Origin of the sequence: Paenibacillus faecis (genome assembly GCF_008084145.1) — a bacterium.
GTDB lineage: Bacteria > Bacillota > Bacilli > Paenibacillales > Paenibacillaceae > Fontibacillus > Fontibacillus faecis.
Map to the genome: position 1 here is coordinate 277293 of NZ_VSDO01000001.1, position 13923 is coordinate 291215.

Here is a 13923-nt window from a genome sequence, read left to right on the forward strand (position 1 = left end):
TTAGTCTAGATCGCCGTAATAATGAATTTGGTAATATCGATTTGAATCAATTTTCCTTCCGGCAGCGACTTGTTGATCAGGTTCAGCAATTTCGAACTCAAGTTGTCCTTGCCTCTGGCCCCGTTCAATTCTTCCGGCTTGGTATCCGCCAGTGTTTTAATAATGATCGGCGTGATTTTGAAATCCTTGATTTTATCAAAGGCCTCCTTGGAAGCGGCGCTATCGAGCTGGAACGCAAAATCGAGGACAACGACATAATTCGGATCGGATAGATTCGTTTTGATATCATTAATGGTTGAAGTCACTTCAACCAGTTCATCCGCAGTCAAGTGTTTAGGAACGGTTACTTCGTCAACCGCTGCCTTCACTTCACCGCCCGAAGCCGGTCCCGTCATCTGATTGACGAGCAGAAAGGCGGCCATTACGATCAGGGTTATGGCCAGCAATATCGTAATCAGCCATGGTGCCATCTTTTTCATGACAATTCCTCCGTTTGTTGCACTTTAATAGTTGCTGCGTGGATACCGATCTCGCTGTAATATTCATTGATCATCGCGATAATTTCGGCCGCCTTCTCCAGCACGATAATACGCTTGCCGGTGACCAGGGTCACGTATGTATCGGGTGTTTCTTCCACGGTTTCGATCATAATGGCGTTAAGCCACATTTGCGCACCGTTGAGCTTGGTTACAGAAATCATGTTTAACCTCCCAATTAAACCGGGGGAAGGAAGGTTTTCCTCCCCCGTTAACCTTCATCTTAACGCTTCAGGTTTACGATTTCCTGGAGCACTTCATCCGAAGTCGTGATAATCCGGGAGTTTGCCTGGAGACCACGCTGCGCCACGATCATTTCGGTAAATTCGCCCGTCAGGTCGACGTTCGACATTTCCAATTGACCCGGTACGAGAGCGCCCGTCCCGTTTTCCTGGCTATTCGGAGCAGACATCACCAGATCGCCGTTTTGTGCGTTCAAGGTCGTGCGATAGAGATTGCCCCCGATTTTCTCAAGACCTTCCGGGTTAGTGACCTTGGCCACTCCAACGGTTTGGCCGGGCTCGGTCGCTCCGGTGTTCATTTTCTGCATGATGACACCATTTGCCGAAATCGAAAATGCGGTAACATCATCAGCAATTTGCTCCATTATCCCCCCGCCTTCATCGCAGAGGTACAAACCGTCGGAAGTCACCAAACGGCGATTCGCGTCCAGGTGGAAATCACCGGCACGTGTCAGAAAAGGGACCTCCTGATCGTCAGTCAGCTTGACCATAAAAAAGCCGTCCCCGTCGATCCGCAAATCCAGCGGATTGTTCGTCGTCTGGGCGCTGCCGCCGGTATGCAGCGTGTCGATCGAGCTGATGGACACCCCGAGGCCGATTTGTCTGGCGTTCATACCGCCGGTCTCGTCGGTAGGTGCGGTTACCCCCGCGATGGTCTGACTCATGATATCTTTAAACATGACGCGTCCCGATTTAAAACCGATGGTGTTTACGTTGGCAATATTGTTGCCGATGACGTCGAGTTTCGTTTGAAACCCGCGCATCCCCGACACACCCGAATACATGGATCTTAACATTTTCGTAAATTCCTCCCTGGGACAAAATAGTGGTTAGGACCGCTTCAGTCGATCCGCGGCCCTGATCGGCTTCCGAATCCGGGCCAGCCAAAATGCTAAGAAATAATTACTGCGCTATCGATCTGAGTAAACACATTGTCCTTCATGCTGTTCCCGGACATCGCCGTTACAACCGTGCGGTTGTTCACATTGACGATCAGGGCCGTATCCTTCATCAAGATCAGCGTCTCTTTCGCGCCTTTGGCGGCCGCGCTGTCAATCGCCGACTCGATCCTGCTCAGTTCCTCCGGTTTAAGTTCAATCCCGCGCTGCTCCAGTCTTTTCACGGCATGGTTGCTGAAATGCAACAGCCGATCCTGGAGCATCTCTTCGAAACTTAATCCGTGGGTGGAACTCTCAGCCTGCTGATTTCTGGAGTAGGGGACCGCTCCCGGCTGAATTCGGCCGGTATACAGGTGCCCTACACGGATTGGGTCGCTCACTCCGCACCCGCTCCTTGTCCTGTCGGCGGAGGCGTATCGCCGCCCGAACCGCCGTCTCCTCCGGCAGGTTGCTCGGGTTCCGGTTCAGGTGCGTTTTCCACCTTCTCAACCTTGGAAAGTTCGATTTCCTTATCGCCGACTTTCACATAATGAACACCGCCGCGTACGATGATTGAATCGACCAAACCGTGCTCTGACGTTGTGATCACTTCCGGCTTGCCGGTCGCAATATCGTAGTTGCCGGTCTTCGTTTCGCCCGCCCAGCTTACCATTTTACCGATTAAGCCCGAGCTGTTGCCAAGCGACGCGCTCATGGCCTTTAGCTGATCGGAGATGTTGGTCAACTGTTCGACCGAAGTGAACTGCGCCATCTGCGCGACCATGTCTTTGTTGTCCATCGGAGCCATAGGGTCTTGGTACTTCATCTGAGCCATCATCAGCTTGAGAAAATCGTCTTTGCCCAGCTTGGTATCCTTTTTGCTGGCTCTTTGGACATTCTCTGTCGAATAATGAGGCCAGTTGACCTTCGGCGGTATAACTTCAGCCATGAAATCAGCCTCCTTTCTGCTAGGCTCTAGCTACAAAGGAACTTCCCAACGTTCCTTCTCTCTCTCTGACGCTCGAGATCCATTCATTCCATTCCTCGTTCAGATCGTGGACGCCCAGCAGTTCTTCCTCGGAAACCACCTCACGACGCTTTCCGTTTTGCTGCTGTCCCGTACCGCTTCCCGGTTGCCGTCCATCCTGGTACATATGGGAGGACAACGGCGTGTTTTGCGTAACTTCCAATTTGTTGACTTGAAGCCCTTGGGACTGTAATGCCGATCTGAGCTGAGCCATTTGGGATTCAAGCGACTCCTTGGCAAAGGCGTGCTCCGTCATAAACTGGGCGACCAACTGCCCGTTTTGCATCGTAATTTTGACGTCTACCTGCCCCAGATGCTCGGGAAAGAGCGAAATTTTCGCTTCAGACACGCCACCGGCCTGAATAATCTCCAGTTTGCTTACCAAGAAGCGGGACATTTCATCGCCGAACTTCTCAACCGGTACCGGAGGAGCCGGTGCCTTCAGCGGAGCCGCCGCGTCGCGAAGGGCCAATTGACCCGCCGTCACAATATGCCCGGATTGGAGCGGATGTTCGCCATCCGAAGATTCAACGGCAGCGGCGCTTGTCTCTTCACCCGTCAGCAGCACTGCGGATGCCGATGCCGAAGCTTTGACCGGAGCGGTCTCGCCTTGGGAAATCGCCGGCACTTTGGCGGCTTCCGCTGTATTCTTCTCTGCGGCCGACACGTTCCGATCCGCATGAACCGAAGCTTTATCCTTCACGATGCCTTTCAATTCAGCCAGCGTCGATGCATACTTTCCGGACGGCGCCTTGCTTTCCCCGGTGATTCCGGCCGAGGCAAGAAGCGTCTGCAGCGATTCCAAAAGCGCTTTAGCCTGCGACGAATTCAGCTCGGCGTTTGCCGAAGCGTTGGAAGAAGCTGCGACCAGTTGAACCAGCGTATCCTGAACCGCGAATCGAATCGTTTCGGCATGCTCGGCCAGCGCCGGAATCCCCGAATCGTTTGGAGCCGTCTCAGAACCAGCGGCTTGCTGCATGTTCTGGAGATAGTGAAGCGCGTTTTGCAGCCAGCCTTGCAGCATGGCCAGCAATTCCGGATTATCATCCGCCATCGCTTCATCCAATTGCTCCAACTGTTCGAGCAGGTCTTCCAGGAGAGTCTTCAAGCTTCCGCCCTCACCTTCCGCCGCCATCCCGTTCGAGGATTCCGTCAAGCCGGACATAATCGCCAACTGCGCGGTCAACTGACCGTCTTGCGCGTTCGCCTCACCGGCAAGCATCGACACAAGGGTTTGGCCAAAAGTTGCTGTCGCCCCTTCCGTCCCCGTCGCTTTACCGGCGTTTCCGTACCACAAAGTCTTTGCGGAAGCCGTAGTAGCTCCTACATTAGTTAATGGTTGACTCATTTTCTTTTCACCTCCTTTCCCTAGAGGTCGTCCAAAAAGTCATCCCCTGCTGCTCACTTGCCGACCAGTTGGTTAACGATCTTCACCGACAGCTTCTCATCCGCTTTGGTCATGGCGTCAAGAACTTTGGAGCGCGTCGTATCATCGATCGACTTCAAGATTTTCAAAGCTTTTTCCGGACTGATCTTATAGGTCTGGATAATCAGCTTCGAAGCGGAGTCCGCCGACATCGTGCGGAACGTCTGGCTGAGCTGCGCGTCGTCCAGCGCGTTCCCGGTGGTTTTGGCGGGCGTCTGTTCCGCGGCTTCCTTTTTCAGCCTGGATTGCAAGGCCGCAATCGCCAGATCTTCCGCGGGTTTCACGTCCTTCAATCGGATGGAAATACTCGCCGCCTTTTCGGGATCCATCTTTTCCAGGATCGCCACTTTGCTCTCGTTGCTCATGACACTGAACATCTGAAGCGTTTCGTCGGTGGTCAGCTTGTCAAAAATCGCCGCCGCCTTGCTCGGACTCATCGAGGAATAAATCGAGGCCAGCTTTTTGACTTCTTTCAAATAAGCCGCTTCCTCTTCAGCCTTTTTCTGCTCTTCCTCCGCATCTTGCGCGGTATCCAGCTGTTCCTGGAGCTCCTTCGCCTTCGTACTCTGCTCGGTCGCAAGCTGGTTGGCTTGTTTCAGTTCCTCTTCCTGTTTAGCCACCTGTTCTTTCAGCTGTTTGACGGTTGCATCGGTGCTTTCCTGCTGCTTTTTCTCGTCTTTTTTCGACTCCTTGGCATCCCCTGTTTGCTCGTCCGGGATCCAGTCTTTGACGATCGGGATTTTCTCGCCGATGTCCAGCAAGGATCGTTTGATATTTACATTGAACAAGGTCAGCAGCACGCCAAGCAGTACGATCGTGAACAAGATCGGGGTCATAAAGAACAGAAACCTCGAAAACCCTCCGCCTGACTCCTCCAATTCCTCATCCAGTTCAGTCTGTGCCATTTCTTCTCCTCCTTCGCAAACCCATTGTACGCCCCGACTCCTTTAACGGGCTCTCATGGCGAACCGGACCGTTGCCATTTCATCCAATTCGTTTTGTTCCCGAAGAAGCATTTCTTGCTGGAACTTTTCCTTCGCTTTGTCCCTGGCTTTCAACCACACTTTTTCGTCCAGCATTTTAGTGGTTAAAATGGTTTTCTTCTGATCGACATTCACTTCCGCCCGCTGCACATCTCCGATTTTTCGCGTAATGCAGGTTTCAAGATAGTCCATATACCGTTGAAGTTCCTGCAGCTTGATCATCGAAGCCTTGTTCTCCATCTCGTTTTGAATGGCCGCATGGGTTCGTGACCGTTCTTCCACCAGCTGTTCCAGAGAGTACTGCTCCGCCTGTAGAATTCCTACGGCCGCCGACAGCATCCATTCAGCCTGAGTCTTCTCATTGGACTTCAAGTCCACGACCTTCTGATATACGTAACGGAATCTCATGCTTTCCTAGTCAGCTCCTTGCAAATTCGGAAATAAGTTGTTCCTGCACTTCGGGCAGCGTCACTTTTTCATTGACCTTCTGTTTCGAGAAGGCCCAGATCCGTTGAATGTAACTGATCGCCTCATCGATTTCCGCATTCGAGCCCTGCTGATACGCCCCGATATTAATGAGATCCTCGGATTCCCGGTAAACGGCCAGAAGCCTCTTCAAGTTCTCGGCGGCATCGTTTTGCTCATCGGTCACTATATCCTTCATGACGCGGCTGATACTGGCCAAAATGTCGATGGCCGGAAAATGTCCTTTATTGGCGATATTCCGGTTCAGAACGATATGCCCGTCCAAAATCCCCCGCACCGCGTCGGCGATAGGTTCGTTCATGTCGTCCCCGTCAACCAATACGGTATAGAACGCGGTGATCGAACCGGTCGGCCCGGTTCCCGCCCGTTCCATCAGCTTGGGCAGTGCGGCAAATACGGAAGGGGTATACCCCCGCATGGCCGGCGGCTCGCCGATCGCAAGTCCCACTTCCCGCAGAGCCATGGCATAACGGGTGACCGAGTCCATCATCAGCATGACGTTCAAGCCGCGATCCCGAAAATATTCCGCGATCGTCGTGGCGATGAGCGCGCCTTTCATTCGGATCAGGGCCGGCTGGTCGGAAGTCGCCACGATGACGACGGATCGTTCCAACCCTTCGGGGCCCAAATCACGTTCGATAAAATCGAGCACTTCGCGCCCCCGTTCGCCGATCAGCGCGATGACGTTGACATCGGCCGAGGTGTTGCGCGCGATCATCCCCATCAAAGTACTTTTTCCGACCCCGGAGCCGGCGAAGATCCCGACCCGCTGGCCCTTCCCGATCGTCAGCAAACCGTCGATCGCCCTTACGCCGATACTGATCGGCTCGGCCACGCGCGGCCGGTTGAGCGGGTTCATCGGTTTGTTATGGGTTGAATAGTGGCTCATCCGCGAGGGAAGAACGGAGCCGTCAAGCGGTTGACCCAAACCGTCGAGCACTTTGCCGAGCAGTTCCGAACCGACTTGCACGGTCAACGGCTTGCCGGTGCCGACCACATCGCATCCCGGACCAATCGACGTCAGTTCGCCGAGCGGCATGAGCAGAACCTTGTTATCCCGGAAGCCGACAACCTCCGCCTGCAGCGGCTGCGACGACTTGCTCGGGTAAATGTAACAAACATCTCCGATGCTCGCGTCCGGACCTTCCGATTCCACCATCAGACCGATGACCTGGGTCACCTTGCCGTTGATCCGAACCGGATCCAACTGGCGGAGATGGTCGAGATAACGAGCCGGATTAATGATCGTCATTCGTCATTCCCCGTTCCTCGGTCTGCCGCGAAATCCGCAGCAGTTCCTTCTTGATTTCGGAAAGCTGGGTATCGATTCTGGCGTCCACACTTCCGAAGGAGGAGCGGATCACGCAGCCCCGGTCCTGAACCGATGCATCGGGTAGAATTTGCAGTTCCGCTTGCGAATCGATCACCAGGCTAAGCTCTTCACGCGCCGCTTGAACAAAAGCAAACTGGGAGGGCGACACGCAAAGCGTCAGCACACCCTGCTCCCTTTTTCGCGACAAACTCTTCTTAATGAGTTCCACCGAATATTCCGGTTTCAGCTCAAGCTGCCTGTCGATGATCTTCTCGGCGATCGCGCAGCTCAGTTCCACCAAAAACGGTTCCGCTTCTTGGATGATCCGCTCTTTCTCGATATAAGCCTGCTGCAAAACGGCGCTCGCCTCGCTCATCATTTCGTCGATCTTGATCTTAAGGGTTTGCTCCGCCTGCACGCGTCCTTCTTCAAAACCTTCATTAAAAGCTTCCGACTTCACGGCTTCGACCAAATGTTCGTCCTGCTCCCGCCGTTCGGTCCACCAGGCTTCAATCTGCTGCCTGGCTTCGGCCAGCATCTGCTCGGCCTGATCGGAAGCGGCCTTCACCTGGCTTTCCGCGAATGCCTTGGCGTCGGCCAGCATCTGTTTTCTGGCTTCTTCCGCCGCGGCGTCCTGCGCCGAAAACACTTCTTCCTGCACAGTAGCCATATCATCGTCTGATCGCTGTTCCTCGGATGCCTCATACGTTTTGGCCAAATTCAGCTGTTTCAAAATGTCCACCGGAACGTATTGGGATACTTTGATCAAATTAGACAATGATGTCATCTCCTCCGCCGCGGGCGATTATAATCTCTCCGGCATCTTCCAACCTGCGGATCGTTGCTACGATGCGGGTTTGAGCTTCTTCCACGTCACGAAGCCGCACGGGCCCCATAAATTCCATTTCTTCCTTGAACGTGTCGGACATCCGCTTCGACATATTGCGGAAAACCGCCTCGCGAACTTCCTCGCTCGCCACTTTAAGCGCAAGCTGCAGGTCCGCGTTTTCGATGTCGCGGATAATCCGCTGAATCGAACGGTTGTCGATATTGACGATGTCTTCGAATACGAACATCCGCTTTTTGATCTCTTCCGCAAGCTCCGGGTCCTGGATTTCCAGCGAGTCGAGAATCGTACGTTCCGTCCCGCGGTCGACGCCGTTCAAGATTTGAACGATCGCTTCGATACCGCCGGCGCTGGTGTAATCCTGGGTCACGGTAGCGGATAGCTTCTGTTCCAGGACGCGCTCCACTTGGGAAATGACTTCCGGAGACGTGCTGTCCATGACCGCGATTCTCCGCGCCACTTCGGCCTGCTTCTCCTGAGGGAGGGAAGACAGAATGACGGCGGCCTGTTCGAACTGCAAGTATGACAAGACGAGGGCGATGGTTTGCGCGTTCTCGTTCTGAATAAAGTTCAAAATTTGATTCGGATCCGCTTTGCGGGCAAAATCGAACGGTCTGACCTGCAAAGTGGCCGTCAGGCGATTGATGATATCGATCGCTTTCGATTGACCGAGCGCTTTCTCCAAAATTTCTTTGGCGTAAGTGATGCCGCCTTGCGAAATATATTCCTGGGCGAGACAGATTTGGTGAAACTCCGCCATAATCATCTCTTTCTCGGCACTGTCCACTTTCCGGACATTGGCGATCTCCAGGGTCAGCTGTTCAATCTCGTCCTCACGCAAATGCTTGAAGATTTGGGCGGACACTTCCGGACCAAGCGTAATGAGCAGAATTGCCGCTTTCTGTCTTCCGCTTAAAACTTGGCTTGTTGTTGATTTTGACAATGCGTTCACCTCTATTCGTCAGCCAGCCAGGTGCGAAGCAAGTTGACGAATTCGTCCGGCTTCTTCTTGGCCAGCGTCTCAAGCTGTTTGCGCACTTGGTTTTCGTTTGTAACAGATTCCAAGTTGATGGAAGGGAATTCCGGTGTAAGCGGCATAGGAATTTCTTCTTCCACCTCTTCAGCCTTGCGTCTTCTGCGAATCAGGAGGAATACGATCCCCGCGATGGCGAGCAGTGCCGCGGCCCCGACTCCCCATACGATCGGGTTTGAGAGACTCAAACCGGAACGTTTTTCATCAGAATTATGAAAAGCTTGGGAGTACACTGAAACTTTTCTCATTAAATCTGCGTCTGTATAAGTAGTACCGGAATCAGCCAAATAGGAACCGACGATATTGGTCAAGACGTTCTCAATCGCCTTCTGTGTCGTATCGTCCAAAGTTTCTTGGCCGGCAGGTGGTTCAACCGCAACATTAATGGTTAAATCTTTAATAACGTAGGGACTGGCTACAATATCCTTGGTAATTCGGTTCACTTCGTAGTTGATCGTAGACGAAGATTCTTCCGAAGAGGAGCCCCCGCTTCCCGCTTCGGTGCCCGGGTAATTCGAAACGTCCGTTTCACCGGTCCCCGCTACTCCGCTGTCAGGACTTCCTTGACCGGTGTAGCTCTTTTGGATTTTTTGCGCACTGATTTCGATACCTTTCATATTTTCGGTATCTACGGGTGTAACCAGATTTTCCTTTTGGCTGACCTGGTCAAAATTAAGCTTGGAAGTCACCAGCACTTCCACTTTGTCTTGACCCATCAATCTGGACAAGAACTGTTTGACGCTTTGCTTTACGTCGCTCTCGAATTTTTTCTGAAGAGCCATATTTTCCTGAACCGCCGTCGTCAGCGAACCGATTTTACCGCCTTGTCCCGCAGGTAACAGCACGGTGTCGTCGCTCGAAGACAAGGAGATGTTCTCGACCGGCAGATTAGGCACGGATGTTTTAACGAGGTTAAAATATCCGTCAATCGCTTCTTGCGTAGGTCGGTAACCCGGCTTAAACGTCAGCACCACGGATGCGGAAGCTTTCTCCTGCTCCTCGGGACTGGCAAACACATTCTCGGCCGGCAGGTTGATCAATACTTTGGCGTCGTTTACGCCCTGCATCCGTTTCAAGAGCTGCTCGATCTCGCCGTTCAATGCGCTCTTGTATTTGACGCCGAATTCGTTGTCCGTCATCCCGATCAGGGAAGAACTCTCGTTGAAGGATTCCCAGCCGATGGAGCCGTTTTGGACGATTCCTTTGGAACCCACATCGACTTTGACGCGAGCGGCGTCTTTGCTCGGAACCGAGATCGTGGTACCGTCCGGTCCGAGTTTGTAGGGGATTTCCCCCGATTCCAGATGGCTGATAATCCCGGCGGCATCCGTAGAGTCCAGCCCGGTGAAGGCCACTTCGTATTCCGTTTTTGAGAACTGGATCGTCAACAGGACGATGGCCAATAATACGATAGCTACAGTGGAAATGAGCAAGGTTTTCTGTTTTTTGCTGAAATGGTTCCAGTACCCGGTCAATTTATCCCGATACTGGGCAATTCTCTCGTTCACAACGTCACCTCATCCGAAGCATGCTTTTTTTATTAAATTTGCGTACGCATAATCTCTTGATAAGCTTCTATCACTTTATTTCTAACTTGCGTAGTCAACTGCAAACTTAACATCGCTTGCTCCGAGGCGATCATCACCTGGTCCGCGCTTACTTCACCAAGCAGAAATTTGTTGTTCATGGACTGTACGTTCTTTTCTTGGGCGTCCACTCCGTTCAAGGCATCCGTCAGATAAGCGCCGAACTCTTTCAGCGATTCCGCGGGCGTGGGGGAAACCGGCTTGCTTGGCTGATCAATGTTGTCTACAGCCTTCAAGGCGTTAAAATTCATAGCCTGTATCAAAACTCAACACTCCTATCTTTCTGAAAGATTCTATTTACCGATTTGAAGTGCTTTCGTCATCATGGCTTTAGAGGCGTTCAAAGCCGTGACGTTCGCTTCGTAGGACCTGGAGGCGGAAATGACGTCCACCATCTCTTTCAAAATGTCCACATTAGGCATATAAACATAGCCTTCGCTGTCGGCATCTGGATGTGTGGGGTTATAGACCGGTTTAAACGGAGCCGAATCTTCCTTGATTTGCGTAACCTTTACGCCTTGACTCGGCTGGCTGTTTCCGAGCGCGGAGCCCAAAGCCTGGCCAAAGTCGCTTTTCATCGGGGACATCACTACCATCTTGCGGCGGTAAGGGACGGCTTTGCCATCCACAACCTGCGCTCTCGTCGTTTCGGCATTGGCGATATTTGACGAGATGACATCCATTCGCAGACGTTGGGCGGTTAATGCGGAAGCACTAATGGTGAAAGCGTTGCTGATCTTCAAAATGCGTTATCTCCCTTCCAAAGCGGTTCGCTTCATTTTGATTTGGTAATTGACTTGTTCTATGTAAGAATTGTAGCGGAGCTGATTTTCAGCCAACTGAGTCATTTCGCTATCAATATCCACATTGTTCTGGTTATTGTTCATCATCGTTGACTGATCGGTATGAACTTCGGGTCCGGGCAAACGGGCCGATAGACCTATTGCAAAATGTTTCGAGTGAGTTCTGCGTCCTTCCAGGGTTCTTGTCGCTCCGCTCATTTCTTGCTGCAAAAGACTTTCAAAAGATACACCCGATCGTTTGAAGTAAGGGGTATCTACGTTTGCAATATTATTGACAAGAACCCCCTGCCTAAGATTGGCCGCCTGCAAAGCGGTTTCCAAGCGTTGGAACCCGATACCATTCAATAACTGCATCTAATTTCCCCCCTTATAACTCATTAATTAGTACAGGTTTAAGATATTCAACAGCTTTCAAACTTTTCCTCTTTTTTTCGACAAAAACCTAGTTTTTTACGTCTTTCCAACGTCCTAGTGTAGAAAAAAATAGGAGAATGTCATATATCCTAAGTTTCAGGGAGAATCGACTTTATTACAATAAGAAAAAAGCACTATCTTTGACGAAATTGACGATATTTTTTGCACTTTTTGAAATTATTTCAATTTTTCGCAATATTTCGACAGCGACTTTTTCCATGTTAAATCCTGGGGGCCACGAAAAAAGGCCGTAAACCCGATGGAAGGACTGGGTCTTACGGCCTTAAATATTTATGGTGAAAAATAGAACAGGTCCTGCTTTGCTTATAAAATATACTGGCTTAAATCACGATCTTTGGCGATATCCCCCAGCTTCTCTCGTACATATTCGGGAGTAATCGTCATTTTTTCCAAAGTTAATTCAGGCGCTTCAAACGAAAGATCCTCAAGCAGCTTCTCCAGAATCGTATGGAGTCTTCTCGCACCGATGTTCTCCGTATTGGCGTTCACGCTGGCCGCAATGGCGGCGATCTCGCGAATCGCTTCCGAAGAAAACTCAATTTCAATGTCTTCGGTCCGCAAAAGCTCCGTATATTGCTTGGTCAAGGCGTTCTGAGGCTCCGTCAAAATCGAGACAAAATCATCCAGCGACAAGCTGCTGAGCTCGACCCGGATCGGAAAACGCCCCTGCAACTCGGGAATCAGATCCGACGGTTTCGCTATATGGAAGGCGCCGGCCGCGATAAAGAGAATATAGTCCGTTTTGACCGGTCCATATTTGGTCATCACCGTCGATCCTTCGACGATAGGCAAAATATCGCGCTGAACCCCTTCCCGGGACACATCCGGACCGGAACCTTGGCCCCGGCTGGCGACTTTATCGATCTCGTCGATGAAGATAATCCCGGTTTGCTCCGCACGCTCTACCGCCTCTTGAACCAGGTCGTCATGATCGATCAGCTTCGACGCCTCTTCCTGGGTCAGGACCTTTCTCGCTTCTTTGATGGACAATTTTCTGCGCTTCGTGCGGCGCGGCAGCAGGTTTCCGAACATCTCCTGCATATTCATCCCCATCTGGTCGTTCCCTTGGCCGGCAAACATATCCATCATGGTTGGAGCATTATCCTCCACCTCGATCTCCACGATGTCGTTCTCCAACTGTCCGGCAAGCAGCTTAAAGCGGACCTGGCGGCGGCGTTCCGCCAGATCGCCGTCCTCCTCGGACTTCTCCTGGCTGGCTCCGCTCGTCTCCCCGGCATTCTGGTTACCGAACAACATCTCAAACGGATTGCGGCTGTTCTTGGACTTGTTGGGGGACGGCACGAGAATGTGCACCAGCCGTTCATTGGCTAGCTCCTCAGCCTTATCCTTCACCTTCTCCGTCCGCTCCAGCTTGACGGTGCGAATGGCGGTCTCCACCAGATCGCGCACCATCGACTCCACATCCCGGCCTACATAACCGACCTCCGTGAATTTCGTGGCTTCCACTTTGATAAACGGGGCCCCCACCAGTTTGGCAAGGCGCCGGGCTATTTCCGTTTTCCCCACGCCGGTGGGACCGATCATAAGGATGTTCTTCGGTACGATCTCATCCTGGACGTCTTCGCTAAGCAAACTCCGGCGGTAGCGGTTTCGCAAAGCTACCGCAACCGATTTCTTCGCCTGCTTTTGCCCCACGATATACTTATCCAATTCGGCGACAATTTGTCTGGGCGTTAAATTGGCGTTAGGCATAAGTTCGTTCCCCCGATCACAATTCTTCAACGATAATGTTGCTGTTGGTGTACACGCAAATTTCCGACGCGACCTGAAGCGCTTCACGCACGATGTCCTTGGCTTCCAGCTGACCGGCATGGCGTTTTAAAGCACGGGCTGCCGATAGGGCGAAGTTTCCGCCCGAACCGATGGCGAGCACATCGTCATCCGGCTCGATGATTTCTCCGCCCCCCGAAATAAGCAGCATGCCGGAGTGGTCCATCACGATCATCAGCGCCTCAAGCTTGCGTAAGACCCGGTCCTGACGCCAATCTTTCGCCAGTTCCACCGCCGCCCGCTGCAAATTCCCGTGATGCTCCTCCAGCTTCCCTTCAAACTTCTCAAACAAGGTGATGGCATCGGCCACCGAACCCGCAAAGCCGGCCAGAACCTGGCCTCTGTACAAACGGCGGACCTTCTTGGCCGTTTGCTTCATGACGACGCTCTCGCCGAAGGTCACCTGGCCATCTCCGGCGATCGCCCCTTTGCCGTTATGCCGAACCGCGCAAATCGTGGTCGCATGAAAACTAGGAACCATAGCTACCGCTTCCTTTCATCACTCAATTCCACTTGCATCTAACCTGAATCCCTTTAT

17 protein-coding genes are annotated in these 13923 nt (G+C 52.2%); all 17 read right to left on the reverse strand.

Annotated elements, in window-relative coordinates; translation table 11 throughout:
* Window positions 1-5 precede the first annotated feature (5 nt).
* The 17 genes from FRY98_RS01260 to hslV all read right to left on the reverse strand — a co-directional run bounded on the left by FRY98_RS01260 (window position 6) and on the right by hslV (window position 13866).
* On the reverse strand, window positions 6-479 hold the full coding sequence (locus FRY98_RS01260; protein ID WP_148449834.1) for a flagellar basal body-associated FliL family protein: 474 nt from the start codon (window positions 477-479) through the stop codon (window positions 6-8).
* Window positions 476-700 carry a flagellar FlbD family protein gene (locus FRY98_RS01265; RefSeq protein ID WP_148449836.1) on the reverse strand — a complete coding sequence of 75 codons (225 nt, stop codon included), beginning with the start codon at window positions 698-700 and terminating at the stop codon, window positions 476-478. Before FRY98_RS01265 ends, FRY98_RS01260 begins: the two co-directional genes overlap by 4 nt.
* Window positions 701-759: 59 nt before the next feature.
* Window positions 760-1575: a flagellar basal body rod protein FlgG gene (gene flgG / locus FRY98_RS01270; RefSeq protein ID WP_148449838.1), complete on the reverse strand. Its 816-nt coding sequence runs from the start codon at window positions 1573-1575 to the stop codon at window positions 760-762.
* 95 nt (window positions 1576-1670) lie between these two features.
* A complete protein-coding gene (locus FRY98_RS01275; protein WP_148449839.1) occupies window positions 1671-2057 on the reverse strand; it encodes a TIGR02530 family flagellar biosynthesis protein in 387 nt (128 codons plus the stop codon).
* Window positions 2054-2605: a flagellar hook assembly protein FlgD gene (locus tag FRY98_RS01280; RefSeq protein WP_148449841.1), complete on the reverse strand. Its 552-nt coding sequence runs from the start codon at window positions 2603-2605 to the stop codon at window positions 2054-2056. Before FRY98_RS01280 ends, FRY98_RS01275 begins: the two co-directional genes overlap by 4 nt.
* A gap of 19 nt (window positions 2606-2624) precedes the next feature.
* A complete protein-coding gene (locus FRY98_RS01285) occupies window positions 2625-4031 on the reverse strand; it encodes a flagellar hook-length control protein FliK (RefSeq protein ID WP_148449843.1) in 1407 nt (468 codons plus the stop codon).
* 53 nt (window positions 4032-4084) lie between these two features.
* Window positions 4085-5014, reverse strand: coding sequence for a MotE family protein (locus FRY98_RS01290; protein ID WP_148449845.1), 930 nt, complete (start codon window positions 5012-5014; stop codon window positions 4085-4087).
* Window positions 5015-5056: 42 nt separating this feature from the next.
* Window positions 5057-5500, reverse strand: coding sequence for a flagellar export protein FliJ (fliJ, locus tag FRY98_RS01295; protein ID WP_148449847.1), 444 nt, complete (start codon window positions 5498-5500; stop codon window positions 5057-5059).
* A 10-nt stretch (window positions 5501-5510) separates the two neighbouring features.
* Window positions 5511-6830, reverse strand: coding sequence for a flagellar protein export ATPase FliI (gene fliI, locus FRY98_RS01300; protein ID WP_148449849.1), 1320 nt, complete (start codon window positions 6828-6830; stop codon window positions 5511-5513).
* Window positions 6817-7668, reverse strand: a complete 852-nt coding sequence (locus FRY98_RS01305) for a FliH/SctL family protein (RefSeq protein WP_148449851.1) — start codon at window positions 7666-7668, stop codon at window positions 6817-6819. The genes fliI and FRY98_RS01305 overlap by 14 nt, the downstream gene beginning before the upstream one ends.
* Complete coding sequence (gene fliG, locus FRY98_RS01310) at window positions 7661-8680, reverse strand: flagellar motor switch protein FliG (protein ID WP_148449852.1); 1020 nt, start codon at window positions 8678-8680, stop codon at window positions 7661-7663. The genes FRY98_RS01305 and fliG overlap by 8 nt, the downstream gene beginning before the upstream one ends.
* 11 nt (window positions 8681-8691) lie before the next feature.
* Window positions 8692-10278 (reverse strand): flagellar basal-body MS-ring/collar protein FliF, encoded by a 1587-nt coding sequence (fliF, locus tag FRY98_RS01315; protein ID WP_148449854.1) that lies wholly within the window; start codon window positions 10276-10278, stop codon window positions 8692-8694.
* A gap of 32 nt (window positions 10279-10310) precedes the next feature.
* Window positions 10311-10619, reverse strand: a complete 309-nt coding sequence (gene fliE / locus FRY98_RS01320) for a flagellar hook-basal body complex protein FliE (protein ID WP_412067004.1) — start codon at window positions 10617-10619, stop codon at window positions 10311-10313.
* 30 nt (window positions 10620-10649) lie between these two features.
* The gene (gene flgC / locus FRY98_RS01325) at window positions 10650-11099 is read right to left on the reverse strand and encodes a flagellar basal body rod protein FlgC (protein WP_148449856.1); all 450 of its coding nucleotides are present in this window, start codon (window positions 11097-11099) and stop codon (window positions 10650-10652) included.
* Window positions 11100-11105: 6 nt separating this feature from the next.
* Window positions 11106-11513 (reverse strand): flagellar basal body rod protein FlgB, encoded by a 408-nt coding sequence (gene flgB / locus FRY98_RS01330; RefSeq protein WP_148449858.1) that lies wholly within the window; start codon window positions 11511-11513, stop codon window positions 11106-11108.
* A gap of 384 nt (window positions 11514-11897) precedes the next feature.
* Window positions 11898-13307, reverse strand: coding sequence for an ATP-dependent protease ATPase subunit HslU (gene hslU / locus FRY98_RS01335; RefSeq protein ID WP_148449860.1), 1410 nt, complete (start codon window positions 13305-13307; stop codon window positions 11898-11900).
* Window positions 13308-13323: 16 nt separating this feature from the next.
* Window positions 13324-13866: an ATP-dependent protease subunit HslV gene (gene hslV / locus FRY98_RS01340; RefSeq protein WP_148449862.1), complete on the reverse strand. Its 543-nt coding sequence runs from the start codon at window positions 13864-13866 to the stop codon at window positions 13324-13326.
* Window positions 13867-13923 lie beyond the last annotated feature (57 nt).